Here is a 25,898-nt window from a genome sequence, read left to right on the forward strand (position 1 = left end):
TCTCCTGTCTCTTCTATCTAGCTTCCGCCTTTAACCACAATGCCTCCGACAATTCAACCAGCGTATCCTGCATGGCCAGCTTCTCTCGCCAGTGTGCCGGAATGCCACTCAATCCATAATACGCCCCGGCAATTTGCCCATATACCGCTCCCGTTGTGTCCGCATCATCCCCCAGATTCACTGCCAGCAGCGCACCCTCTTCGAAGGTCGATGATTGATGGAATGCCCATAACGCTGCTTCAAGTGAACGAACAACATAGCCGCTCCCCTGAATATCAGGCGGTACTTTATCTCGGTATGATCCTTGAACAATTTCTTCAATCGCTGGTGAAAAAGATTTCTCTTCCCTCCACTGGCGGCAGGTATCAGGCCGTAACATCACGTCCTTGTCCGCTCCGCGCATCCCTGCAACCAATATTGCCGCCAGCACTTCACATGCTTCCACACTTTCAACAGCGGCATGGGTCGTTCTGGAACTCAACCCAGCATACCGCACTGCTTGATCCGGCTGGTTGGCATATGCCATGGCTACAGGTGCGAGCCGCATGATTGAACCATTCCCCGCAGTCATCGGATTGGTTGAACCACTATACGCTTCACCGGTTGCTGCAAACCGTTCAAGAGCACTCCGAGTAGCGCCGCCAATATCAAAGCAGGTTCCCGTACTGCTCATGTAACCCACCTGATACCAATTCGTATATCTGCGCATCTGGTCCCCGGGATCAAAGTTCTCTTTTCTCACCAAGCTTTCTGCCAGACACAGGGCCATCGACGTATCATCCGTCCACTGTCCAGGCGCCAGATTGAACACCCCGCCGCCCACAATATCGGTAACAGGCTCAAATGTGCCAGGACTGCTGAATTCCACTGTGGTTCCCAATGCATCTCCCGCGGCAAGCCCAATGAAACAACCTTGGAAACGATCCTTATGCAGCATCGTCCATCCCTCCTCCGCGATTTAATTCTCAAATAACTTCTTCCATTCTCCCACATGGCTTGATATGCCGTAAAGAATTTTATTAACAATAGGTCAACGGGTTGAATTCAGCAAACTGAATAGACATACGGCCAAAAAGCCGGGAGGAACCTATGCTTATCGCATCGTTCCTTCCGGCTCTTTTCAAATGATTTTATTCAAATGTTTTAATGAAATTTTTCTGATCCTTTGTAAATACATATCCACGTCGTTCATAAAAGTGGTGAGCATGGGTACGACTCGGATGAGACAGCAGCTTAATTCCGGAGTAGCCATTATTCTTTCCCCATTGCTCCAGAGACTCTATCAACAGGCTGCCTGTACCCTGATTTCTAGCCTTTTCCTTCACAACAAATCCTAAAATGTTGAGTAGAGAGTCGGCAAAAAGCAACTCATATCGACTTCCATGAATATAACCAATGACTTCGTTATCCTGCTCACATACCAAAATCATATCATTCGTTTTCGTTAGAATGACCTCAATCTTTGCCTTAACCTGCTGCTCGGAAAATCCACGCAGACTCGGGTTAAATTCCTGATTCAGCAGATAAATATCATGAGCATCCGACACCCTGATATGTCTTATCTTTTTTCCTGGCATTTGATAAACCTCTCAATTCGCTACAGGATCATGTTACAACTGAACTAAATGGTAACTCATTTATTTTTGCATCCCTTATCAAAGCACGCTTACTCGTTCATGATGGAATTGATGGAGGCATAAACCATAGGCAGGAAGCCCTCTGAAGGTTCGCCAACCGGTACATGGATATGGAAAGCGAATCCATTGCCATCCAGCTCTTTTACGATGAAATACTCCGTTTTCTTATTGTTTTGAGACATCATGAACAATTTTGCCTCTTTCATCGGTCCATTGCTAAGCTTTTCCTCGCTCAATTGTTTGACAATTCCAGTTTCTGACAGTTCTTTCTTCGCATCTGACTTCAGTTCATTCAGGTTATAATCCGAAGGCAGTTTTTCAATCTCGACCTCGTAATCCGGATCAATCTTCATGGTCAATTCTTGATCATCCGCATCGTAAACCATCGGTTCAAACACATATAATGAGTATCCTTTGCCTTGAGCCAGTGTAACTGCGCGCTTTTCGGTCATGCCTTCCACGGTCACTTCCAGCTCGGATGTTTTGGCACGATTAGATGTAACATTACCGCCTGCATTCGTACCGTTACCGTCATTGGACTCGACCTTGGCGATTTCCGTAAGCACCAGCTGTTTGGTCGTTGTGTCGCCTTCAATGGCTTTCTCTACATATTTGAATTGAACGGAATCTTCGTCGTCAATGTCATCCAAAGATTTCTGCAGATTTTCACCCACCTGGAAAGACATCGGTTCCTCTTTCACACGAATTTCAACCGTGTGCGGATCTGCCCATCCGGTCAAAATGCCTTCCGCTTCAATCACAGCACTTTCCTCAGGCTGCTTCCCTGGTGCCGGTGTCTGTTCTTCTGTATTATTCGCGGGTGGTTGAGCAGTAGGGCTACTATTGCCGCAGGCCACAAGCGAGAATCCCATAACCAAAACAAGTAATGATGCACTAATATTCATCGTATTCCGCATATGAACACCTCCGTTAGCTTATACGCAATGATGCTTGTCCATGTTGCCTGACTTGTTAACTTGACAGCTTAGTATTACTTACACGGCTGACCCGTCGCTCAATCATAGAAAGTGTTCAATGCTTCTTTGACACCATGAATACTCAGCTGGCTTGCTCCATTTGCACAAGCTTCGCGTTGGCTCCGTTAAAAGCTTTTGTCTGCTTGTTAAACTGCTGTCTTAACTCGGCAACTTTGGCATATTGGCTGTTCCGTTCCCGAATCGCACGTTTGATTTTAACCAAATTGGGCTCCACACTGCCTCTCATCAATGCATATAACTGCTCGTCCGCATCAAGGCTCTGCCTGTAGGAGGCAACAAACGCTTCAAATGACGCAGCTCTTTGCTCATACTGATCCAATACCGTGTGGGCTTGAGCCAGGTTCTCTTCCTTTTCAAAAGATAACTGATCCAACGAAGTTCGCAGCTCTTCCATCTGTTCTTTAGTCCGGCTCATCACCGCTTCAGCTTGTTCCAGCAGTGTTCTTCGCTCGGCAATATGTCCGTCTGCCTGATCGAGCAAGGCCTCCAGATTACTGTTTTTGTTCTTTCCTTTACTCAGTATCGATCCGTATAATTCCATGTCTTCCCGTTCATGGCGTACAAGCTCCTTCAGGCTTTGATTCATCTCCTGATCGGTAAGAATTAATTGATTGACTTGATTTGCCGCAGGTTCCTGTGGCTGACCGCAAGCACTGACAAGCAGAGCCAGCAATATGCTGACCCCGGCCAGAGCTATCTTTTTTCTTCTAAGCACCTCGGGGTGCCTCCTCTCTTGCAACTGCTATGTTGTTATTCTTACAGGCGGGTGTCTGCGCTAAAATTGGATACCCAATGTGCATTGGGATCGTAGACCTCAAACTCATAACCCCGATCTTCAAGCAGTTTCAAAATGCGTGGCAGCGCCTGTACCGTTTGCTCGCGCTCATGCATCAGAATCACTTCCTTATCCCGATGCACACTTCTGCTAATCCGTTCTACGATTTTGTCCGGCTGACCTGGAAGATTCCAGTCGAGGGAATCGGTAGTCCAATCCCACATTTTGAACCCGGCCGCGGCAATATCCCCCCTGAATTCTTCTCCGATCTGGGGACTGCTGCCGTACGGAGCACGAATCAGATGCGGTGTAAAACCGATCAGATCCTGGACCATCTTCTGCTCCTTTTTGAACTCCTTCACAAAGTTAGAGGAGCTTCCGCTCTTATACAATTTGTTATAGTTATGTGTCATGCTGTGAAGCCCCGGATAGCTGCCCTCTTTGACAAGCCGCTCCACCGCTTCCTTGTGTTGATTCAACTGACGTCCAATCATGAAAAAGGTTGCCTTTGCCTCATGCTGTTTCAAAATATCCAGCAGTTGATCGGTATATACACTTGGTCCATCATCAAACGTTATGTATGCCAGCTTGCGCACCTGACCCTGGAACCGTGCAGGCTCCTCTTTGGACTCCGGTGTCATTTCAATCATGCCAAGCTTGGTTGGCTGTTCAATTGCAGCGACTGGCGGAGGTGCTACATAACCCTTGATCCAGTGCGTCATGCCAATGAATGCATATGTTAAACCGATAATGAGCAGTGCCAGAAGCACCAGCGCAGCACTCAGTCTCCCATACCGGATTTTTCTTCTTCCATGCGTCTTGGTTCGGCTTGTTCTATGCGGAATGCCGCCACTCTCTCCCGCTCTCTGTTGTTGAACTCTCACTTCCAGGCCACTTCCTTACTTTCATTTTTTCCCGATTATTGGTACATTATATCGTTTCATGTCTCTATATAGAAGACTAATAGAAAAATGGCCTTGGAGAATGACAGAATAGTTACAAGCCCGGTTACAATCTACTTATCTATTTTCTTGCAACGCTTTTCCTGCGGATGCATTCTCCTGTATAATAAATTGATTTACGCCATTTGACTTCAAGAAGGAGCTACACCCATGACTAGCTTGAACCGTGCCGGCAGATCGGTCTTTCTGCTATTCTTTGTCGGCATTATTGCCATTTCGTTTTCTTCCATCTTTGTACGTTGGTCCACAGCCGATGTCGCCGTCATCGCGATGTACCGACTGTTCCTCACCAATCTGTTAATGCTGCCTTTTGTGTGGAAATACCGGCACGAGATGATGCGTTTAAACTTCAGACAGTGGGCTTTACTGCTCGCATCCGGCGTCATGCTGGCACTGCACTTCCTGCTCTGGATGGGATCGCTTCGGCTCACGAGTGTAGCCAGTTCAACGGTGATTCTCGCGTTGGAGCCGATATTGATTCTTGCCGGTTCCGTCTGGCTGTTCAAAGCCAAAATTAACCGCATGATGATCATCGGTATGGGCGTTGCCCTGCTTGGATCGATCGCTATTGGAGCTGGAGATTTCCAGTTGGCAGGCACAGCGCTGCGGGGGGATATTCTTTCTTTGCTCGGGACGATCGCTGTGGCGGTACACATGCTGCTTGGACAGTTTTTACGTACCGGACTAAGTGCCTTCTCCTATAACTTCTGGGTATTTTTCGTAGCTGCCTGTACGCTTGCGGTATATAATCTGGTTAATGGTCTCCCGTTTGGCGGTTATGCGGCTTCCGAGTGGGGAATTTTCCTGTTGCTCGCAATCGTGCCAACCATCTTTGGGCATTATCTCTTCAACTGGCTGCTTCAATATATGAATGCTACGACCGTATCGATGGGGGTTCTGGGGGAGCCTGTATTTTCCTCTCTATTGGCCTGGATGCTACTCGGGGAATCTCTCAACGGGCTTCAGATGTCTGCCGGGGTTGTCATTATTTTCGGGGTATGGATCTTCATTCGGTATGGCAAAACCAAACCACAGCCCATTCCCTCAGATGCTCCTGCAGCTGGAAAAGGGCCAATCGAACCTACAGTGGTGTAACTTGTGTTTGTATTCGAATATTTGTAAAAAAACAACCGGAACCTGCGCACCTGCATTACGCAGATTCCGGTTGAATCCATCCCACTACATATAAGGCGGTGTGTTTTCATGAAAAATATTATATCCATGCGCTGGCTGCTCGCCAGAATGTATGAACCGGATGTGGTCATTGCCGATTGCCGATTCTTACTCGGTCAACCGGATGCCGGACGACAAGCTTACGAGGCTGGACATATTCCAGGTGCTGTCTATCTCGATCTCGAAAAAGATTTATCCGCTCCCGTATCTGCGCACGGAGGACGTCATCCGCTTCCAGATCCGGCTGCACTGGCAAGTCGCCTCTCCAAAGCCGGCATCGGCTCAAATGCACGTATTATTGCCTACGATGACCAAGGCGGCATGAACGCATCGAGATTGTGGTGGTTACTTCGTTATCTGGGACATGAACAGGTGTATGTCATGGACGAAGGGTTCTCTGCTTGGCAGAATGCCAAGTTTCCAGTGACTACGGATGTGCCGGTTCAGATTCCGGCTTCGTTTGAGGTGAACATCCAGCCGCTGATGCTGGCTAGTGTGCAGGATGTGCAGCAAGCCTCTGCCAATGGCAGTGCCGTGCTCATCGACTCCCGCGATGCCCGCCGTTATGCGGGGCTGGAGGAACCGATCGATGCCAAGGCCGGACATATTCCGGGTGCGGTGAATTATTTTTGGAAAAACGTGCTTGGTGCAGATGGTCGCTGGTCTGGTGTTGAGGCATTGGAGGAGCGGTTCGCGAAGCTGGGGAAAGACGATGCCATTATTGTATACTGCGGCTCAGGTGTCTCCGCCTGTCCGAACGTCATTGCGCTGGAGGAAGCAGGATTCTCGAATGCGAAGCTATATTCCGGAAGCTGGAGCGACTGGATCAGTTATGAGGGGAATCCGGTGGCAACAGGTAATGCTGAAGCGGACAGAGACGTATAGTAGTGTATCGATGTTGAATACATCGCCAGGTGGCTTATCTGCCCCGGCGATGTATTTTTCTATGTTTGGCGTTAACATCGAGTCAACTACAACACCCTGTAAGCATTAAAAGCACACAGAAGTAGACATCAAGTGCAGCTTTTTCTGATTCATGATAATAAAAAAACCGTGATGGACATCCGTCCACCACGGTTGAATAATCAATTCTATTATTGCTTTTTACTTAACGATACATTTGCTGTCAACGTCTTGTCGATCGTCGTCCAGTTTACATAAGCACCTAGTATTTCATTAATAACAGACACCGGAACTACGGTTTCCCCATTTAACAGCTTAGGTACTTTACTATTAAACACCAGTTTATCGTTAATTGAATACACATCTGAACCAATTTGAGCACTTATATTTTTCGTGCCTAATTTGATTTGCGTGGTACGCGTCTTATGATTCCATCCTACTGTACCGCCCAATAGCTCCGAAATGGTTCGAATCGGTACGTAGAACTCATCATTATGAACAACCGGTTTGATCGTCGTACCACCTACATTCATGGCAACGTCAACATATTCAAGGAAATCAGTCTTTCGAATGAGTCCATGAACCCCTTTGGTTCGATCCACGACCTGAGATACTTCGTAATCCGTTGCGGCCGACAGGTACGCATAGGCTACACTTCTATCCATATCAAGCTTATCGGATAAGAATTGAATCGATTCACGCACTGATTCTTTCATCCCTTCATCCAAATCAGGGTCCAGTCCAATTGGAATCCAATAATCCTCTGTTTCAGCAAAGGGTTGCGTGAATTCTCCATCATGTGGGAGTGATGAATCACCTTTCTTTAACACCGTTAACCGAACTGTCCCCCTTAAGGAAGCTTCCAATGCAGTTAACGCTACTTCTCCATCTCCTTGAGCAAAGTGCGGATCTCCAGTATAGAATAGCCCGCCTTTAACTTGGATCGGATAATAAATAGTTGCACCAACACCCAACTCATTAATATCCATATTCCCTCCTGTTTCAATAGGTGGGATAGAACTCACAACTTCGCTGGTATTTGGTGCAACCCCCATAACACCTAGAAACGGGTTAATTGGGAAACGTACCTTCTTGCCAGCTTTTGTTGGTAACAAGCCATACCAGTTGCCGTTGATTTCTTCAATGGGCGTAAATATAGAGACATTATTATATAATTCCGGTTTTGTTGCGCTGGCTTCCTCTTGCGGGCCTGTATTTTCTGGAAATTCGTTTGGAAGGGCACCTTTACCATGGCGGTTAGAAATGACACCATATGGAACTCGAGTTTGCAACGAAAGCACTTCTACTTTAAGAACATCTCCTGGCTCCGCTCCCTCAACCGCTACTGGCCCAGTGATAATATGAGGTCCGTCTTTTACAAAATCATGCTTCATCTCAGAAGCTGTAATTGCCTTCGCATCATCCAACACTCCATCGGATGAGATACCGAACTTGCCGAAGTATTCCACTGGATTTCTCCCTTGATCCTCCATCAGTCCCTCATGCGATACCGTGTCAAATGTTACAGCACTTCCTGATGGTACAGTAAGAATTGGGGAGCTATCTCGATTAGGTAGTGATCCCCATCGAATGTTCTCAATCGCAGACGTTACATAATAATCACCTTCCACCTTATCGATGGTTGTTGGTTGCAGTGGCATACTAAAGCCCACTGAAGGTAGAGCACATGTAAACATACCTATAATCCCTAGTGAAACCCCAAATTTTCTAATGGTTCGGTTAATAAACATAACGTTCCCCCTCTATACTATGTAATATTACCTAACATAAATACACAATAACATATAAATACATTTACAACAATATTTTTTCGTTAGAAAAATTAACATTCTATAGCTGTATATCAAGAGTGATATTATAAACGCAAATAATATGTCAGTATACTTATCATACGAAAACCGTTTGAACATACGAAATTAAGTTGCAGAAAAATGATGTATTTCTTTCATGTGCCTGATCCCGCCACAGGCATACTCCTGCACTTCGGTTAAGGCTTAAGCACTTGTACGCACGTGAATGCGCTGGAAGAGCGGGATATATGAATGTGAAGTTGTATTCCGGAAGTTGAAGCCGACTGGAGTAGTTATGAGGAAAATCCGGTGGCTACGGGGGAAGAGTAAGTTCGTAGCACAAGTCTACAATTTCTTCTACAATATCTCAAAGACAATACACCGCCATGCAAGCTGATGCTTGGGGGCAGTGTATTTGCAGTGCCTGAGCGTCACCCGGGAATACGGGAGAGATATAGGCATCGTTGCACGGGAAGACAGATCCAACCAGATCCTTTCCCCTCAATGAAACAAGACCTGCAACAGAAAATAAGGGGATGCATTTAGGATTCCATGAATCAGGATAATTACCCATACTCTACGATAGCGGGCCCATAGATAACCAAGAAACAGACCCGTAACCCCATGATTTGCAATCACTGTTGCCACATCAACATCCCACTGACCCTTTCCTTGAATGGCGACATGCCAAATGGACCATAATATTGAAACTAGTAGTATGGCAGGCCATCTTCCAAGCAATGCCTCCAACCGGGTTTGCAGCCACACCCGATAAAAGACTTCCTCCAATACGCTATTGATCATAAAACCTATCAACACCAAGAGAAGTAATTCTGTCATATTGGTTGCTTCGATTGCTCCTTCTGGTTGTGCAATTGGGGAATAGAACTTTAGATAACACCAGACCACAATAACGATCAGTGGTGCAATGACGTGTCCGCGAGAGCGAGGCTTTTTCGAGATCATGTCTTGTTGCCCGCCAGTCATTTTGCGATAAACCAGCAATAAAATCAACGGGATGAACAATAGTGTCGTCAACTTGAACGTCAAATAATATAGCTCGAAATGTAACCCATGCTGGTCCAACATGATAAGAGCAGCCGTAAATAAAACGCCTGACAGCAATAATACAATCGATTGAACGACCAAGTGCTTTTTCTCCATTTGTTGATAAGACGAGGGATCTTGACTTTGACTTTCATAAGGAATCATACGGATTAGGAAAATGCCAAAGAATGCCGGCAATATACTATGCCATATTGGAATCACTACCTCACGATCGGCTGTGTACCTTATATTCAAGTTTCCGGTACATACCAACCATAATACAGCAGCAAATATAATGATCACGCATAATAAGCCGATTGCCTTTCCCCATCCTGGAAACATTACTTTGAATTGCTGATTCATTCCAATCCCTCTCCTTTGAGTGGTATGTCGCCTTTGCTTTTTTTAATTCAATTGAGTTAAATAAACTCTAGCACATCCCATCTTCAACGTCTATTTATTTCAGTTGAGTTAAATAATATGATATTCTGTGTGTATGCCAAAAATCGTGGACCATGAGAAAATGAAGAATATTATTGCTGAAGCTACTTGGAAAATCATTAGTGAGCAAGGCATTCATCATGCAACGTCAAGAACGATTGCGAAGGAGGCCGGACTATCACAAGGCGCTTTAAGACATTATTTTTCCAAACAAGAGAGCCTGCTAGCATTTGCAATGGAGTTAGTTAAAGAAAAGGTACTTACTCGGCTGAGCAATCTGAATGCAAGAGAACTGGCGCCTCAAGAAAGAATTGTTGAATACTTGCTCGAGCTAGTGCCGACTGATGAACAAACATTATTGGAAATGGAGGTTTGGTTTGCATTTGTAAGCTATGGAAAAACGCAAAAAGGGTTCGATGCCAATTATGTGGACCTGCAAAACGCAATCAGGAACTGCATTATGTACTTAAAAAATGAAGGTCTTCTGCGCACTACCGATGAAGAGAAGGAACAAGAAAAATTGTATGCCTTTATGAATGGGATGGCTCTCAATTTGTATCTCGAGCCGCATAAGATAAATCGAACACGAAGCAAAGAAATGATACAAGACTATATTCATTGGATTATACGTTGAAGGAAAGCATGACACACAGATCGGGGAGTTAAGTTAGCTTGCCAAAGCGTAGCAGAATCCAATCTGCAGCAGGAGCGACTGAATAAGTTATGAGGAGAATCCGGTGGCTACCGGGGAAAAATAAAGATTAAGAACCCGCGTCTGATGCGGGCTTCTTTGTGCTTTCTTTGTATCCATATCCATGCATTTTAGGGGCTTACCTCTCCGACTTCTGTAACGTACAGATTCAGCTTATGTTTACGGCATACTTCGTAAAAATCTTTTGAAACAATGGGTTTGAAGATATTGATATAATCCAGCATAAAAAATTCATGCTCGCCAATTCGCTCTTCATGAAGGCAGATGCGAGATACAACTTTGACGATCTTACGTGGAGGCTGTTGTACAGATGCAGCAATGACCGCTTTGCGCCCATATTCCGAACGTTCATAATCAAAAACATCCAAACGGTCAAACTGATGTGCAGTCCAATAGGTTTTTTCAACCGAACGACCGTCGTGGTAACACACCGTTGTCGGAATAAACTGGGTGTTTGTTTTCGTTTCCTCCAACAGCGTTTTAAAACGATCTGATACGTGTCTTGTTCCTGTGATCGTCTCGAAATAATCTACATTCAGGTTGCGCACCGAAGACAGTAGCTTAACCTCTGCGGTTGTCCCCTCTGGCAACGGATTCTCTATCGCCACATAATTCATATCTAATTGGGGAGTGAAGGTCGTTCCACCACTAATAAACCCTCTACGTGGATATTGAGATTCCAGAAAATAATAGTTCAAAGAATGATGTGTCCTTTCAAAATGAAGTGCTTTTCATCCATTTTACATCTTAAGAGGTTTAAGTTTCGATTAGTAGGGAATACAACATAATTGAAGTGTCTTAATTGATGTCGATAGAGAGTCAACTTGCATGCAAAATAGGGGCCGGGTCACTCACTAACATGAGTACCCGGCCCCTTGCTTTGATGTACATATGAATATACAGACCTTAATCAACACTTTAACAGATCGAAAAGAAACAGTCTATATTTTTGGAAAAATGTTCTATATATTTAGGTTGCTGGCCGGCAAACTACAGATGAAACGGAGTATATATCAATGATGTCCAACAACCATCTTACTCGTGAAGAATTACAGGGTTATGTGTACAATGTATTTGGCTCCGGTTACCACATAACGCAGAGCGCAAGAATTCATGGCGGCGCGCAAAAAGTAATTTACAAACTTGACTGCAAGAATGGTTTTACTTGTATGCTGTACGTTTGGGATATTTCCAGCAACTATTTTCAGGAAGAGATCTTGAATGAGCCCACGTTCCACAGTGCCTATGGCAGCGAAATTTTCTCTTTAAATACTCGCTTTCTCGCTCAACATGGAATTCGAACACCAACCTTATATGATCTGAATAACGATAGAGGCCGGCACGCTTATGATTTTGCTCTTGTTGAGTACGTAGATGGACAGAAAGCCGAAGCCTATTTCCAGCATAAAAATCACAAAGATCGAGATGCGTTGTTTCAACGGATCAGGGATATGTTGTCCAACATGCATAACATCCAAAGAAACGTTTATGGAAACGCCAACGATAACAGAAAAAAGGCTGAGCCTTGCTACAAAGTCAAGCGGTTGGATGCCGAAACAGCCTTATCCTATGCATCCAGGCACATGTCAGATATAAGGAAAAATGACGAAAGGCTGCTTGAGAAACTTTACGAATTGGAAGCAGCCATTCAACCGAGAGATCTCTATAGTTTCATCCATGGGGAGCTAGGTCCGGATCATATATGGATAGATTCTGCGATGCAACCATGCCTTATCGATATTGATGGCGCAGGATTTTTCGATCTCGAACATGAGCATAGCTTTCTGGAGTTTCGATTTGGAAAATTTTATCATCACTTGAAAAGTAACGATCTCGACCCTGAGCGGATGACATTTTATCGATTTTGCCATCATTTGTCCCTGATATCAGGAGGATTGAAACTGCTTCACAGACAATTCCCCGATCAGCAATTTGCTAGAGGTCTCGCGGAGTATCATACCAGATGCGCAGTTCAGATGCTTGACCAATAAACATGAATATGGATATAAGCCTGGAAGGAGATTGGAGCATGGAATTTATTTACGAAGACGAAAGACTTGCAATGAGCGTTATTCAAGCCATTCACACTGGAGATATTCCATCATTAAAGCAACTGTTGACACAGAATCCAGGATTGGCAAAAGTAAAAATATTGGAGAGAAAGCCTGACAACGTAGATTCAGATTCCAGAATCTCTCGAACGCTGCTGCACGTGGTAACGGATTGGCCGGGGCACTTCCCTAATGGAGCGGATACCGTGCGAGTACTGACCAGGTTCGGTGCGGAAGTGAACGCTCCTTTTGTCGGTCCAAACATCGAGACACCTTTGCACTGGGCTGCAAGCTCCAATGACGTCCAAGTACTCGATGCCCTTCTTGATGCTGGCGCAGACATTGAAGCCCCTGGCGCAGTCATCGCCGGAGGCACACCGCTGGACGATGCTATTGCTTTCGCACAATGGGATGCAGCTCGGCGCTTGGTTAAGCGCGGTGCGACCTTTGCCCTTTGGCATGCAGCCGCCCTTGGAAATATTCACGCCCTGCAAGAACATTTTAAAGGCGTCCAACTCCCAGAACGTTATCCTTGGGGAACAAGCACCTCCCCTTCTCCTCCCGATGCAGTAAACGTTGCCTTCTGGTGTGCTTGCCATGGTGGTCATAGAGAAACAGCCGAATACCTGCTTGACCGAGGCGCCGAACTGAACTGGATAGCCACCTGGGATGGAATGACTCCACTGGACACAGCCAAACGACATAGATGGGTTGAACTGATCCCGTGGCTTGAGAATCAAGGTGCCAAATCTGCTAGCGAGATTCACAGGTAGATGAATGATTAATGGTTAGTCTGGAAGTGCCAACTGCTGATGACTGCAAACATGCAGAGGTGCAAAAAAGCTGAAATAACTGGATCAGCAAGTCAACAATCCGGTAGCTAACAGAAGGGACGAGAAGATTAAGCGTTTGTTTTTGTTTATTTGCATATGTATAAAAGGAAAAGCCCGTGATCTTTACGGGCTTTTTTTTGCCATGCGCTTCATACCCGAATGTTTACCCCAAGGAATCGATTTTCCGAAGTTCGGAAGGGTTTGGCCCTGCTTCGCCGTGCAGCTTCTCCATATGCTGCACATGCCCTGCTCCCCAGTCGCTCATTGTCTGAAGCACAGGTTTCATAAGCTGTCCGTACTCCGTAATCGAGTATTCAACCTTTGGAGGAACCTGCGCATACACTTCGCGATGCACAATATCATGATACTCCAGTTCTTTCAACTGCTGGGCTAACATCTTTTTCGAAATATCGGGAATGGCTTTTTGTAATTCGCTGAACCGCATTGTGCTATTGCTTAGCAGGCGAAGAAGAACTAAAGATTTCCATTTGCCCGTAAGGATATCCAGCGCCGTTCCAAATTTGCAATACACCGTCATTTGCATTCCTCACTTTCTAGTCATACGAGGGTTTACTTTTGGTTACCTGGTTAGGTTTAAGTGCCTACTTCCTGATTGGACTTTCTCACTTTAGTATAGAGGCAGACATCAAAATTGAACAAGTGAGGGGAAAAGAAACGATGGATATAACGTTATGGATCATACAAATCATATTGGCGGCAGGCTTTGTATATTCGGGATGGATGAAAACCATTCGTATCGAGTCATCAAAAAAGATGTGGGCCTGGGTCGATGATGTGCCAAAAAGTCTGGTTGTTCTGATCGGAATTGCGGAGCTGCTCGGAGCGTTGGGCCTCGTTTTGCCGTGGGCGCTGAACATAGCTCCGCTGCTTACGCCGATCGCCGCAATGGCTCTGGCAGCGGTCACGTTTCTTGGGATGCTGTTTCATATTCGGCGCAGTGAGTATCGGGAGCTTGGCGTGAATCTCTTTTTTATGGTTCTGGCATTGATCGTAACCTTTGGAAGACTATGAACACGGCGCTCATCAGACTTATTCGTTCTCCCACCCAACCCAATTTTATATACGTCTCCTTTTGGATAGGTTAAGAGTGCCAGACTGTTACCAACATGTCCTAAAAGCGGTCATACTAATCTATGGTAACATGTGTAGCTATCCTTTTACCGGTGTAATCACATATAAACAGGGACCTCTCATCAACATGATAAAGGTCCCTGTTTAACAACTTGATATATAATTTTCCGTTAAGTGATGGTCAGACCGCCGCTTGCATATCCGGCTATGGTTGTAGCCACATCAACTCCGGCTGTTACAGATGCCGAGAAGACCATAAGCAGGCGGTCACCTGCGGCTACCGGAATGCTCAGTCCTGTAGTCAATCCGCTGGATATTGTGCCCAGTGCCAGAATTCCGGTGAGTGGGGGAGCCAAAGTGACCAATGCACCAGGTACAGCTGTAAAGGAGTTATTCGGTGTAGTGGAGCGGAATAATTGTGCAGTTATGGTTACTGTAGATCCAACCAAGCTCAGTCCGGCTGTCGTGCTGAAATATGCAGCCAGTGAAGTAATCGTTCCTGTACGCGATGCGGAGAAAGCAAAGTTAAGCAACGTTCCAGCAGCGCCTGTGAGATCAATAATTCCTCCATTAACACTTACCCCTGTAGCACTGTTGCCAAAACCAACTAAACTGGAGGTATTCAGAAGGCCGCCCAATACCGTAGTCAACGCAACCGGAAGTCCTGATGCATAAGGAATAATTGCTCCAGAACCTGTCGCACCAGTAGCCCCGGTTACCCCTGCTGTGCCTGTCGCTCCCGTTACTCCGGTTACACCTGCTGTACCTGTCGCTCCCGTTACTCCGGTTACCCCTGCTGGGCCCGTTGCTCCCGTTACCCCGGTTACACCTGCTGTACCTGTCGCTCCCGTTACTCCGGTCGTACCTGCTGTACCTGTCGCTCCCGTTACTCCGGTCGTACCTGCTGTACCTGTCGCTCCCGTTACTCCGGTTACACCTGCTGTACCTGTTGCTCCCGTAGCTCCGGTTTCACCTGCTGTACCTGTTGCTCCTGTTGCTCCGGTCGTACCTGCTGTACCTGTTGCTCCCGTTACTCCGGTTGTACCTGCTGTACCTGTCGCTCCTGTAGCTCCGGTTACACCTGCTGTACCTGTTGCTCCGGTCGTACCTGCTGTGCCTGCTGTGCCTGTTGCTCCTGTTACCCCGGTCGTACCTGCGGTGCCTGTTGCTCCCGTTACCCCGGTTACACCTGCTGTACCTGTCGCTCCCGTTACCCCGGTCGTACCTGCGGTGCCTGTTGCTCCCGTTACCCCGGTTACACCTGCTGTACCTGTCGCTCCCGTTGCTCCGGTCGTACCTGCGGTGCCTGTTGCTCCCGTTACTCCGGTTGTACCTGCGGTGCCTGTTGCTCCCGTTGCTCCTGTGGCCCCAGTAATGCTTGGGATTTCGCCTAGCAATTCGGAAGAAACCAAACGATGGGCTGTTACCAAAGAGCCTGTGCTGCTCTTACCCCAAACTGATACTTGAATAGGATCATTAATCGTCGCTGTTGTTGTAAAAGTAAACTCGAAGGCATCCAGATTGGCAAAGTAGTTGTTGGTTATTACCTGATTGGGTGCAAGGTCAAAAGTCTCACTGATATACAGAACTCTCACTCCACCACTCATATAATACCCTTGTATTTGTATGGTTGAGGTAGCCACATCACTGCGGTTATCGATCTTGATTGTAACTGACTGAGTCGGTCTTACACCACTAACAGCATTATTTTCTATCGGCCCTGTCGATAAAAAGCTCATCGCTACATCTCCTCTTCATGGGATTGGGATATCTTATTTCCTAAGTGTTTTGAACTGTTTTTTCGTGCTCCACCACCCGGTGTGCATCTACCAATTGTCCCGACGCTTGTTTGCCCCATACTGAGATCCCTACTTCTTCCGAACCTTCTGTACTGGTTTCAAAAACAAATTCAAAAGCATCTAAGTCTGCAAAATAATTTCTGGTCAGTGCTTCGTTAGGTGCAATACTGATCATTTCACTCACATACAGCGTTCTTGTTGTGCTTAGCACATACCCCTGAACGGATACTGTTACAGAGTCTACAGCAGTTCGACTTACCAATCTAATCGTTACCTGTTGTGTCGGTCTAACACCAGAAAACGGATTGTTTTCGATCGGCCCAGTTGATAAAATAGCCATCTTCCCCATCCCACCTTTTCATGAACCTCTTAGTCTCTTAAGCTCACATGAATAGTAATATTCATACATGAAAGCAACGGTGTGGACAAAAGACAGGCGTCAATTCACCAATATTCATAAGACATATAAGATTAAGGCAAGAACAATATATGAATTTCGTAATCTTGCGTTTAAACAAAGGGGTAATATGAATATGATGAGGGATGAGTGGCAGACCATTTCATTTATTTATTACAAGAACTCAAAAGAACCTTTTCCAACAATCGGGAACAAAAAGATGATTTAACATAGCTTTATACAACAAACCAGCCTTGTGTAGTCTGGTGTTTTCGTGTCAAAAGGGCTGTCCCAAAAGTCATGCTCATGACTTTTGAGACAGCCCTTTTCATAGTTATTTAGGTTTAATCCATCTGACACACGTTTTTTTGCTCCCGTTTGCACCGTTCTGAATTATAACCTATTTTAACGACTGCATCGCTCTGTTTAAATCGATAGATTCCTAACCTCATTCTGATACTTATGGATATAACGGATATAATCTTGTGCACTTTGGTTAATTTCTTCATTGGTAGCTTGAAATGAGGCACCAAAGACTGCAAAATACGGTAATGCTACGGCACCAACATGATTTATGCTCGCTTTGAAAGGCGTAACAACCTCATCTACAGTAAAGGACACTGAGCCACCCCGCGTGTAATTTTCCTTCTTATCGCCAATCGACATGGCCAAACCCATCTTTTTCCCATGCAGTTTGTCCCCTGTTGATCCATACGCCCATCCGTAAGTAAACACATCATCTAACCACTTTTTCAACAAAGGTGGATAGCTGTACCAATATAACGGAAACTGCAAAATAATATGATCATATGCTTCGAGTAACTTCTGTTCTCTGGACACATCGATGTTCCAATCAGGATAGGCTTTATAAATCTCATGAATTGTAATATCGTTCGAGTGTTGCAGCAGCTCCTTTTTCCAGCGTTGATTTACTCTTGAAACCTCTATATTGGGATGCGCCAGAATGACGAGTGTTTTCATGATTAACATTCCTTTCTCAGTTCAGCTATAGGTTTTTTTGAATATGGCCATTATCATATAAGCTTGAAATAAAGAAAATACACACTCGAAAGTAAGATGGTTACTTCAAAGTCTGTATGGACTCATCAACTCTATTGTGAGAAAATAACTAGTTATACCACATCCGCAAGATGTAACATAAACGAGGTGATATGTCATGAAGCAATATAACCTGGGAATCGAAGCGACACTCGAAATTATTGGCGGCAAATGGAAAGCGCTAATCATATGTTTATTAATGTCCGGTGTGAAAAGGACAGGCGAGTTGCAGCGCAGTATAGACGGTATCTCGCAAAAGGTCCTGATCCAGCAATTACGCGAGCTTGAGAGCGATGGCCTTGTCAGAAGACATGTTTATCAACAAATGCCGCCCAAAGTCGAATACAGCCTTACGGAGTATGGAGTTACCGCCAACAAGATCGTGGATGTGATGTGCACATGGGGGCGGGAAAATATAGCATTAAGGCAACAACAAGGACAAGACATTATATTATTGGAAAAATAAAGAGCCTACTTTTTGAGCTCGTACCTATAGGCTGACACTTTGAGAAGAAGGAGCAATTAAATTGAAAAACTATCTTGTATTTGGTGCCAGCAAAGGGTTAGGAGATGCATTTGTCAGGGGTGTACCTGAGCAAGGTGATAAAGTCTGGGTTGTATCTCGCACAAAACCTGATAACTTGAAGCTGGAGGATGGCGTGGAACGCATATGGATACAGGCAGATCTGTCTGATCTCCATGCATCCGAACAGATCTGCGATGCGCTTCAGAACGAGACTTTAGATGTTCTCATTTACAATGTGGGCATTTGGGAAAAAGAGGGGTTCGAGGACCACTATACGTTCGATAAGGACACCCCCGCCGAGATCAGTAATCTGATTCATGTGAATGTAACATCCGCTATTGTTTGTATTCAGGCATTATTACCCCACCTCAGGCAATCAACAGCTGGAAAAATCATTCTTATTGGCTCGACTGCAGGTCTGAACAATGCGAACAGTACTCAAGTTTCTTTTGTCGCCTCCAAATTTGCCATTCGTGGAGTTACAGAAGCCTTGAGAGAACATACAAGAAAAGACCGGATTGCGGTTACGTGTATCAACCCGGGAGAACTCGCAGCCGAAGTTCCATATAAAGATGGCATTGACCGCGCTCTTTCCGAATATAATGGTACACGCATCCCTCTTCAGGATATGGTTTCTATCGTAAAATGCATCGTCAGCCTGTCCAATGCAGCCTGTGTAAAAGAAATTAATATGCCGGCAATTACGGATATAAACGCTTAATCGAAATTCCAACAGAATTAAAAAGAATTTCCGTGACAACCAGAGAAGAACAAACATAAAGAGCGCGTTTGAAACGTGCTCTTTGTGCTGCTAAGGAAGTTAACATTTTATAAAAAGGGCTTTAAAATGGCTTAAATTCACTTCATTTTAAAAAAACGTCACTATACTTTAGTCCTATCCTCCCTGGGCTAGGGTCTTGGACAAAGACTGGGCTTGAGTTTGTTCTGATCAGGATAGATCCACTGTTATACTGCAAAGCGACATACATATTTTGATTAAAGGAGCTATCACAATGAGCACAAATTTTAGCACCATGCCCAGCTTGAATTCAGAGGAGGAAAAGGTTCTTATTCAAAAAGCCAGGCGAGGACTGCTCGTTTTCTTTGCCATGCTCATCCCGCTCTCCATCCTCAGTTATGTACTGATTACGAAAGCACCTATTTTCGGCCTGCTTCTCATGTGGACACCTGGCTTGTCCTCCATCTTCGCCCGTATCGTGCTGCGTGAAGGCATCTCGGATATTTCCCTGCGGATTGGTGGGAAGCAGACACTGAAGTCGTTGCCTTTCATCTTGCTTTTTCCAGTCGTCATTGGTTTATTTGCTTATGGAATCGCATGGGTTACGGGACTTGTTCAGTATGTTACACCAGACTCATTCATTGAGGGTCCATCTGGTGTTATCCTTGCAGGAACGATACTTTTTCAAATGATTGCGGGTACTGCAATCGGTATAATCAGCAGTTCAGGAGAGGAGCTCGGCTGGAGAGGCTATATGCTCACTCGACTAATCGACGCCCGTATACCCAGACCCGTGCTAACGAGCGGAATTATTTGGGGGGTCTGGCACCTTCCCGTAATGCTTTTTGCAAATTATTATTCCGGTCCGTATCCGGCCTTATCGGTTATCCTGTTTATGATTTCAGTGACCTCTTTCAGTTATCTGATCAGCCGCTTGCGCTTAACAACGGGCAGCATATGGCCTGCGATTCTCCTCCATGCCTGTTGGAATGCCGTGATCCAGGATGCCTTCGATATCTCTTCCAGTGGCAAGAACGTTCTGCTATGGACTGGAGAATCCGGAATATTGGTGGCGCTCGCCTTGCTGATTGCAGCATGGATGATGTCGAGAAAGCCTCTTGTCATAAGACAGCTATAAACGATTGCTATAGGTGAGGATGTATAAAACTTTTTTTGAAAAGAAGACGCTAGAATTCGGAGAAATGATGAAAATCTATTCATAGGGAAGAGCATCAAACTTAAGATTGACAAAAGCCCGCAAAGTAGCAGGCTTTTCGGTTTTTCATGCTCTATCTTTTATCTTTGACTTTCAAGCTAGATCACTTGTAAGAATGAAGGTTGGCAAATGCATACGAGCTTTTGAGCTTTTGAGCTTTTGGATAATTTCATTGCCCTGTTGAACAGCTCATCACTGACAAATCACTTCGAGTCTGTCATGCACTCCACCAGTGCCCTCAGTGAGTAATCGGAGGTTGAACACAGCAGAATGCATCCGGCTGTCTGCGGCAGTGCGGCATCATCATAGGGATTGCGCAGCACCAGATTTAGCAGTGGCTTAACCGCAGCCAAGGCCATCGCCAGTTCCAGTTGACCTGTGAATAGATGGGCATTAAAGGTGCCCTGGATAACGACATCCGCATCAGAAGCTTGCAATACCAGAGATTTTATCTGCTCGGCATCCGGCTTCATTGCACAGTAGCATGTTTCCACAGCCAAGCCTTCATCCTTCAATAGGAAGGCTAACCGGATCTCCGCAGAACCACTATTATCTGCCTGAGTCAACTGCTCCTGCAACGGCAGTATCAGCAAATATTTCATGGAAGCCTTGAGCGGCATCAGGCCCTGCGGGTCTCGGCTAACTTTCACGGTCATACGAGCCAGCATCAGGGCCGCCTCTCCCCACTGCTCTCTGGGAATCGGCTCTGCAGCCGCTTGGTACTGCCGGAATTGGTCATACAGCTGCCGAATACGAAGAACCGATTCGTCGATTTGCTCCTCATTGATTCGCCCATCCCTTACAGCGGCCAGAATACCCGCGATGACCCGGCTCTGAAACTCCGGCGTATGGCACATCAGGATCATATCGTTCCCCGCCTGAACAGCCAGCACACCCACGTCTTCCGGGCTGAAGTTTTTGCGAATGGCCCCCATTTCAATATCATCGGTGCAGATCACCCCCGTATAGCCCAACCGTTTCCGCAGCAGTTCCGTGGCAAAAAAAGGACTGAGTGAGGCTGGAAGTCCGCCGGATTCCGGAATGTTGGGAAACACCAGATGCCCCATCATGATTGAATCCGCACCAGCTTGAATTGCCTCAACAAAGGGAAGCAACGGCCCCCCCATCAACTGTTCAATCGTCAGCTCACATTCAGGCAGAACAATATGCGAATCTCCGCTCACTTGCCCATGCCCGGGAAAATGCTTTGCTGTCACGGCCACACCCGCTTCATGCATCCCCTGGATATAGGCTACGCCGAATTGGGCCACCAGCTGCGAGTCCTCTCCAAAGGAGCGAACACCCACAACCGGATTGTCTATATTCGTGTTCACATCCAGCACAGGTGCCCAGTTCATGGGAAGGCCAAGGGAGTGCAGCTCACTGCCAATGATTTTACCGAGCAAACGAGCGGCTTCCGGATCTTCACTTAACCCCGCTGCCCGGTTGCCAGGAATATAGGGAAAAAAGGACTTAAACTTGGACAAGGTGCCGCCCTCTTCATCTACCGAAACATAATAAGGCATAAGGCTTCCGTTGCCTTCGGCTATGTTCTTCACTTCTGCAAGCAGCGCATGTGTCTGCTGCTCGCTCTCAATATTATGGGGAAAGATGCCGATGCCCCCGAATCGGTGCTGTGCCATTCTGCCGCGAAACTCCGGCTCGGCTCGAGTCGATGGTGTGCCTACTACGCACATCAGGGCAATTTTGTCTTCCAGGCTCATTGCCGTCAGATCAACTGGTGGATGGATTGCGTTCAGACCCAGCTCTTGATAAAGCGTACGCTCGAGATAATCATGCAGATAGAACCTGGATTTCACAAAATGCTCCGCCATATCAGAGGGCTGGTAACGCTCCAGCGCAGCCTTCATCCGAGGCAGGACACCCTCACGCCCGCGGCGGTTTCTCGTATAGTTGTTTTGGAGTGAGCGCCACTCCGCATCGTCTCCGGGATACAGCTCCCAGCGGTAAGCGTACTTATGGATCGCCCTCGAACGATCTGTCGCCACCTCAAAATCATGCATAATCGCGATCAGTTCCGCTTCTTCCTTATGCTCGCGCACTTCGTCCATCAGCTTCCAGATCACATCATAATAATCCTCTACCCTGTAATTGCCGAGAAGGTTGTGTCCGGTAACAGGATTGATGCCATGAAACCGTTCCAGAAACCGGTCGATGAAGGTGGAGGTATTCGCTTTGCGGTTCCAGGCCAAATCCGCGTGCAGCAGCATGGGATACCAAGTGGTTTCAAAAATACCATACGGAACACCGAGGCTGAAAGGCCCCGTCCAGTTGGTAGCAACCACGCAGCCAAGCTTCAACTTGTCGGCTGTCTCTGCCCACTGGAGCAAGTTGTCCGTCCGGTTCGGCAGTACTGGATAATTCTGATGCTCAGCCCAATCAAAGCTGCGGACTGCTGGCGCTCCCATCACTTCAATGCCGAGCGCCCTGAATTTATTGGCATGCGAAGTAACCTCCGCTTCGATATTGCGCCCGTTGTAGATCCAGATCATGGCGACACTTCGCTGATCCAGCTTAGCCAGTTCCTCTGGCGGGCATTTATCCAGCATGTCATGCCAGAAAATCGGCTGTTTCCCCCGGTCTGCCGTAAATGCAATCAGACGGTTCAAAAAGGCGATAAAAGCTCGTTCCCGCACGCCTCCAAACTCAGTTTTGCAGCGTTCGCACTCGCATAGGCTGTAGACCTCGTCACACCCAAGGTGAATATAACGCGAATCCGGGTGGGCGTCGATCATCTCCTCGAGTAAAGTGGTTATCAGCCCAAAGGTTTCCGGATGCGAAGGGCAGATCTCTCCGGTGGACTGCTCTGTCTCGCGTAGATGCCGCCAACCTTCGTGGCGTAATACATATTCCAGATGTCCGAAGCTCTGCTGGAGGGGAATGATCTCTATAAAGTTCTCGTGGGCGCTCCGCTTCAGTTCTTCCAGCTGTGAACGACTTAACGCATGCTGTGGATGTGCGAACTCGGGATGTGACTGAAACGGGAACTTATCCTCGTATTCAATCAAAATCGCGTTCGTCTTATAACGGGCAAATTCAGCCAAATACGCTGTCAACAGTTGCGGCTTCGAGAACGTCTGACGCAAGTCAAAGTTCATTGCCCGCAAAGATGTATCCGGCCAGTCGGTGATGGACACCGCCGGGATGACATCATCCGGTCCAAGCAGCTGTACCAAAGTCTGCAATCCATAAAATAGACCCGCCGCATCCAGTGCGTAGACTTCAGCCCTTCCGGCGGACACCTCCAGCTTATACCCTTGTGGACGTCCGGCAAGCCCCACGGGTTCTGTCTCATCTTCTCCGGGGATGGAGCTAACATCAGAGATGACCAGGCCCTTCTGTTGTACGCCCATAACTTCAAGAGCTCCATAAACTATCTGTACTTCTTGGATTTCTTCGGTTTCTTGCGCTTCTTGCGTTTCTTGCGTTTCTTTCGCTTCTTGGGTTTCATGGATTTCTTTCGCGTCATAAACCGCAAGGGCTGGTTGCACCCCATCGACTACCTGCTTCGTTTCCTGCTCTGAGGGACGTTCGATTACTAATAAATAACCTTTTTCTATTCTGGAGCAAGTATATTCCATCCCAGGAAATGCACGGCGGCAATGAATTTCCAATCTGGGATCATCCTGTTCCATCAAAAGACTCCATCTTTCCTCACCATTCAGCCGCAAGGGTTCTCCTTCGCTCGCTGCAATCTGCTTCGGTAGTGGTATCAAGCTCTGCATCGCTCTCCTCCTATTCTCAGCTCTGTGGACAGATCCGGCCATTCTTCCAGCACTGCAAGACACTTAACTTTCCACCATCCATGTTGAAGCTAACGATATCGGCAGGCGCGCCGACCTCAAATCCTGCGGCCTGTTCAAGCCCAAGCAGCCGGGCCGGATGCACCGATGCACAGTCCCAGGCATCGGGAAGCCCGGACAACCCCGCTTCCACAAGATACCCCACCTGATCCGGCAGCATCATCGCCGAGCCAGCCAACAGGTCAGGCTGGCGGGCGAGGTGCAGCCGACCGTCCGTCGTCAATACCACATCTCCGCCGATATGCAGGTGGTAGGAACCTGGTGGCATACCGCTCAGCGAGACGGCATCACTGACCAGAATGGCGCGGTTCCGTTTCATCCGGAGAATTACGGCCAGCACGGACCGTGGAAGATGATGACCATCCGCGATCATGCACCCATACACCTCATCGGCCGCCAGCTGTTCCCACAGGTAGTTCGGATGACGCGGAAGCATCAGGTGTGCGCCGTTGCCAAGATGTGTAGACATTACCGCTCCTGCGGAGACCGCTTCCCTGATCTGCTCTGGCGTAGCTGCCGTATGTCCAATCGAGACAAGAATGCCGGATTCGCAGCACCGGGCAATAAATGAAGCTGAACCAGGCCACTCCGGGGAAAGAGTAATGATGCGAATCAACCCATCGGCGGTATCCTGCCAACGGCTGAAGGCCTCCCAATCAGGCGGAACAATGTGCTGCCTTGGGTGGGCGCCGCGTGGGCCATCCTCCGGCGAAATGAATGGGCCTTCCAGATGAATGCCCACAATTCCCTCGGCAGCATCCCGGTTCAGCCGAACGGCTTTTGCAATGGCGGAAGCCGCCTCAGTCATCCGTTCCGAGCTGTTCGTAATCAACGTCGGGCAATAACTTGTAACACCTTGGCTTTGCAGCTTCCGGGTCAGCTGTATTACCGTATCTGGATACAGTGGTGCTGTGTTTAGATCCAGCCCCCATCCGCCGTTCACTTGTAAATCTACCAGTCCGGGCCCAAGCCAGGGCAGGCGATCTATGGGAGGCGACATTTCAAGTTCAGTAACAGCAGTGATACGTCCCTTTCTGACCTCCACCTCAATGGGCAACTCTGTTCTGTAGTGCTTCCCGATCATTGGCACGTTCACAGGCCGTAGGCTTCCCGGTCTGTGAACATCGTGATTCGAGGATGTGTACGCAGGATGGTGGCAGGACATGCTGTGCTGATCGGATCATGTAAAGCTGCCGCAAGCGCACGTCGCTTGGATGCTCCCGGTACAATTGCGAACAGCTCCCTTCCAGCCATCAACGTTGGCACAGTCAGGGTCAACGCCTCCGCAGGCACATCATCCAGATGGGCAAAGCACCCATCGTTCACCTGCTGACGGCGACAAGCTTCGTCCAGTTTTACCGCTTTGACGATCCTCGAATCTTCAAAATCGGCAACAGGCGGATCATTGAAGGCGATGTGCCCATTTTCTCCGATCCCAAGGCAAACGATATCAATAGGAGCCGTACGCAGCAGGTCTCCATATCTCTGACACTCCTGCTCCGCATCTTGTAGCCCACCCAACAGCTCCACCCGCCCAGGCTGCACCCGACTGAACAGCCGATCCGTTAAATATTGACCAAAGCGCTGGGGAGCCGTATCCGCCAGATCCATATATTCATCCATATGAAAGGCGCAGACCCTTGACCAATCGATACCTTGCTCCCGTACCAGACCTTCATACAATTCGTTTTGCGAAGGAGCCGCAGCGAACACCATGCGTACCTGACGCTCCGGATCCTGAAGCAGCTGTCTTAATCTGGCCCCAACCGCAGCCGCTGCGGCTGCCCCCATCTGATTCCGATCGGCATAGACCTGTACAGACATATGCTCAACGATATGATTCCTTAGCGGTTCCACCAAGTCATTCACATTCATGTGCTTCCTCCTCCTTCAAGCCATTGCT

The 25,898-nt window shown here is 47.2% G+C and carries 24 protein-coding genes; 9 read left to right on the plus strand and 15 right to left on the minus strand.

Annotation, left to right across the window (positions count from 1 at the left end; all coding sequences use genetic code 11):
- Positions 1–13: 13 nt before the first annotated feature.
- From MKY42_RS24030 to MKY42_RS24050, 5 genes are all read right to left on the minus strand, one after another.
- Positions 14–937, minus strand: a complete 924-nt coding sequence (locus MKY42_RS24030) for an ADP-ribosylglycohydrolase family protein (protein WP_090903680.1) — start codon at positions 935–937, stop codon at positions 14–16.
- 193 nt (positions 938–1,130) lie between these two features.
- Complete coding sequence (locus tag MKY42_RS24035) at positions 1,131–1,577, minus strand: GNAT family N-acetyltransferase (RefSeq protein ID WP_090903681.1); 447 nt, start codon at positions 1,575–1,577, stop codon at positions 1,131–1,133.
- An 89-nt stretch (positions 1,578–1,666) separates the two neighbouring features.
- The gene (locus MKY42_RS24040) at positions 1,667–2,554 is read right to left on the minus strand and encodes a hypothetical protein (RefSeq protein ID WP_339845201.1); all 888 of its coding nucleotides are present in this window, start codon (positions 2,552–2,554) and stop codon (positions 1,667–1,669) included.
- Between the two features lie 142 nt (positions 2,555–2,696).
- Positions 2,697–3,350, minus strand: a complete 654-nt coding sequence (locus MKY42_RS24045) for a YkyA family protein (RefSeq protein ID WP_177185844.1) — start codon at positions 3,348–3,350, stop codon at positions 2,697–2,699.
- 41 nt (positions 3,351–3,391) lie between these two features.
- A complete protein-coding gene (locus MKY42_RS24050; RefSeq protein ID WP_244192768.1) occupies positions 3,392–4,294 on the minus strand; it encodes a polysaccharide deacetylase family protein in 903 nt (300 codons plus the stop codon).
- A gap of 228 nt (positions 4,295–4,522) precedes the next feature.
- Here MKY42_RS24050 and MKY42_RS24055 point away from each other — a divergent pair, with 228 nt between their 5' ends.
- Together MKY42_RS24055 and MKY42_RS24060 are read left to right on the plus strand one after the other, a co-directional pair.
- Complete coding sequence (locus MKY42_RS24055) at positions 4,523–5,467, plus strand: DMT family transporter (protein ID WP_339845206.1); 945 nt, start codon at positions 4,523–4,525, stop codon at positions 5,465–5,467.
- A gap of 108 nt (positions 5,468–5,575) precedes the next feature.
- Positions 5,576–6,430, plus strand: a complete 855-nt coding sequence (locus tag MKY42_RS24060) for a sulfurtransferase (protein ID WP_339845208.1) — start codon at positions 5,576–5,578, stop codon at positions 6,428–6,430.
- A 209-nt stretch (positions 6,431–6,639) separates the two neighbouring features.
- Here the strand turns inward: MKY42_RS24060 and MKY42_RS24065 are convergent, their stop codons facing one another.
- Both MKY42_RS24065 and MKY42_RS24070 read right to left on the minus strand, forming a co-directional pair.
- The gene (locus MKY42_RS24065) at positions 6,640–8,199 is read right to left on the minus strand and encodes an acetamidase/formamidase family protein (RefSeq protein WP_339845211.1); all 1,560 of its coding nucleotides are present in this window, start codon (positions 8,197–8,199) and stop codon (positions 6,640–6,642) included.
- A 561-nt stretch (positions 8,200–8,760) separates the two neighbouring features.
- A complete protein-coding gene (locus tag MKY42_RS24070) occupies positions 8,761–9,669 on the minus strand; it encodes a type II CAAX endopeptidase family protein (RefSeq protein ID WP_339845214.1) in 909 nt (302 codons plus the stop codon).
- A gap of 160 nt (positions 9,670–9,829) precedes the next feature.
- Between MKY42_RS24070 and MKY42_RS24075 the strand changes: the two genes are divergently transcribed.
- Entirely contained in the window at positions 9,830–10,381 is a 552-nt protein-coding gene (locus MKY42_RS24075) for a TetR/AcrR family transcriptional regulator (protein ID WP_339845217.1), read from the plus strand.
- Between the two features lie 188 nt (positions 10,382–10,569).
- Here MKY42_RS24075 and MKY42_RS24080 read toward each other — a convergent pair whose 3' ends face one another.
- Positions 10,570–11,157 carry a DUF1629 domain-containing protein gene (locus tag MKY42_RS24080; protein ID WP_339845220.1) on the minus strand — a complete coding sequence of 196 codons (588 nt, stop codon included), beginning with the start codon at positions 11,155–11,157 and terminating at the stop codon, positions 10,570–10,572.
- Positions 11,158–11,475: 318 nt separating this feature from the next.
- On the opposite strand from MKY42_RS24080, the gene MKY42_RS24085 reads away from it, so the two are divergent.
- A complete protein-coding gene (locus MKY42_RS24085) occupies positions 11,476–12,450 on the plus strand; it encodes a phosphotransferase (RefSeq protein ID WP_179263604.1) in 975 nt (324 codons plus the stop codon).
- 38 nt (positions 12,451–12,488) lie between these two features.
- Positions 12,489–13,283 (plus strand): ankyrin repeat domain-containing protein, encoded by a 795-nt coding sequence (locus tag MKY42_RS24090; RefSeq protein ID WP_339845226.1) that lies wholly within the window; start codon positions 12,489–12,491, stop codon positions 13,281–13,283.
- A gap of 223 nt (positions 13,284–13,506) precedes the next feature.
- Here MKY42_RS24090 and MKY42_RS24095 read toward each other — a convergent pair whose 3' ends face one another.
- Entirely contained in the window at positions 13,507–13,881 is a 375-nt protein-coding gene (locus MKY42_RS24095; protein ID WP_339845229.1) for a helix-turn-helix domain-containing protein, read from the minus strand.
- 38 nt (positions 13,882–13,919) lie between these two features.
- Between MKY42_RS24095 and MKY42_RS24100 the strand changes: the two genes are divergently transcribed.
- The gene (locus tag MKY42_RS24100; RefSeq protein ID WP_256222317.1) at positions 13,920–14,375 is read left to right on the plus strand and encodes a DoxX family protein; all 456 of its coding nucleotides are present in this window, start codon (positions 13,920–13,922) and stop codon (positions 14,373–14,375) included.
- Positions 14,376–14,605: 230 nt separating this feature from the next.
- Here MKY42_RS24100 and MKY42_RS24105 read toward each other — a convergent pair whose 3' ends face one another.
- The 3 genes from MKY42_RS24105 to MKY42_RS24115 form a co-directional block, all read right to left on the minus strand.
- Positions 14,606–16,174 (minus strand): exosporium glycoprotein BclB-related protein, encoded by a 1,569-nt coding sequence (locus tag MKY42_RS24105; protein ID WP_339845233.1) that lies wholly within the window; start codon positions 16,172–16,174, stop codon positions 14,606–14,608.
- Positions 16,175–16,214: 40 nt separating this feature from the next.
- Complete coding sequence (locus tag MKY42_RS24110) at positions 16,215–16,574, minus strand: hypothetical protein (RefSeq protein ID WP_339845236.1); 360 nt, start codon at positions 16,572–16,574, stop codon at positions 16,215–16,217.
- 483 nt (positions 16,575–17,057) lie between these two features.
- A complete protein-coding gene (locus MKY42_RS24115; RefSeq protein WP_339845239.1) occupies positions 17,058–17,612 on the minus strand; it encodes an NAD(P)H-dependent oxidoreductase in 555 nt (184 codons plus the stop codon).
- Positions 17,613–17,808: 196 nt separating this feature from the next.
- Here MKY42_RS24115 and MKY42_RS24120 point away from each other — a divergent pair, with 196 nt between their 5' ends.
- The 3 genes from MKY42_RS24120 (at position 17,809) to MKY42_RS24130 (ending at position 20,093) form a co-directional block, all read left to right on the plus strand.
- Entirely contained in the window at positions 17,809–18,156 is a 348-nt protein-coding gene (locus MKY42_RS24120) for a helix-turn-helix domain-containing protein (protein WP_090903698.1), read from the plus strand.
- A gap of 61 nt (positions 18,157–18,217) precedes the next feature.
- The gene (locus tag MKY42_RS24125; RefSeq protein ID WP_339845244.1) at positions 18,218–18,937 is read left to right on the plus strand and encodes an SDR family oxidoreductase; all 720 of its coding nucleotides are present in this window, start codon (positions 18,218–18,220) and stop codon (positions 18,935–18,937) included.
- Positions 18,938–19,229: 292 nt separating this feature from the next.
- Positions 19,230–20,093, plus strand: a complete 864-nt coding sequence (locus tag MKY42_RS24130; RefSeq protein WP_090903700.1) for a type II CAAX endopeptidase family protein — start codon at positions 19,230–19,232, stop codon at positions 20,091–20,093.
- A gap of 281 nt (positions 20,094–20,374) precedes the next feature.
- Here the strand turns inward: MKY42_RS24130 and MKY42_RS24135 are convergent, their stop codons facing one another.
- From MKY42_RS24135 to MKY42_RS24145, 3 genes are read right to left on the minus strand one after another with little or no spacing between them, the layout of a single operon-like run.
- Positions 20,375–23,917 carry a DUF4838 domain-containing protein gene (locus tag MKY42_RS24135; protein WP_339845247.1) on the minus strand — a complete coding sequence of 1,181 codons (3,543 nt, stop codon included), beginning with the start codon at positions 23,915–23,917 and terminating at the stop codon, positions 20,375–20,377.
- 16 nt (positions 23,918–23,933) lie between these two features.
- Positions 23,934–25,091 carry an amidohydrolase family protein gene (locus MKY42_RS24140; protein WP_339845250.1) on the minus strand — a complete coding sequence of 386 codons (1,158 nt, stop codon included), beginning with the start codon at positions 25,089–25,091 and terminating at the stop codon, positions 23,934–23,936.
- Entirely contained in the window at positions 25,088–25,870 is a 783-nt protein-coding gene (locus MKY42_RS24145; protein ID WP_339845253.1) for a glucosamine-6-phosphate deaminase, read from the minus strand. Before MKY42_RS24145 ends, MKY42_RS24140 begins: the two co-directional genes overlap by 4 nt.
- Positions 25,871–25,898 lie beyond the last annotated feature (28 nt).

It is taken from the genome of Paenibacillus sp. FSL W7-1088 (genome assembly GCF_037969855.1).
Classification (GTDB): domain Bacteria; phylum Bacillota; class Bacilli; order Paenibacillales; family Paenibacillaceae; genus Paenibacillus.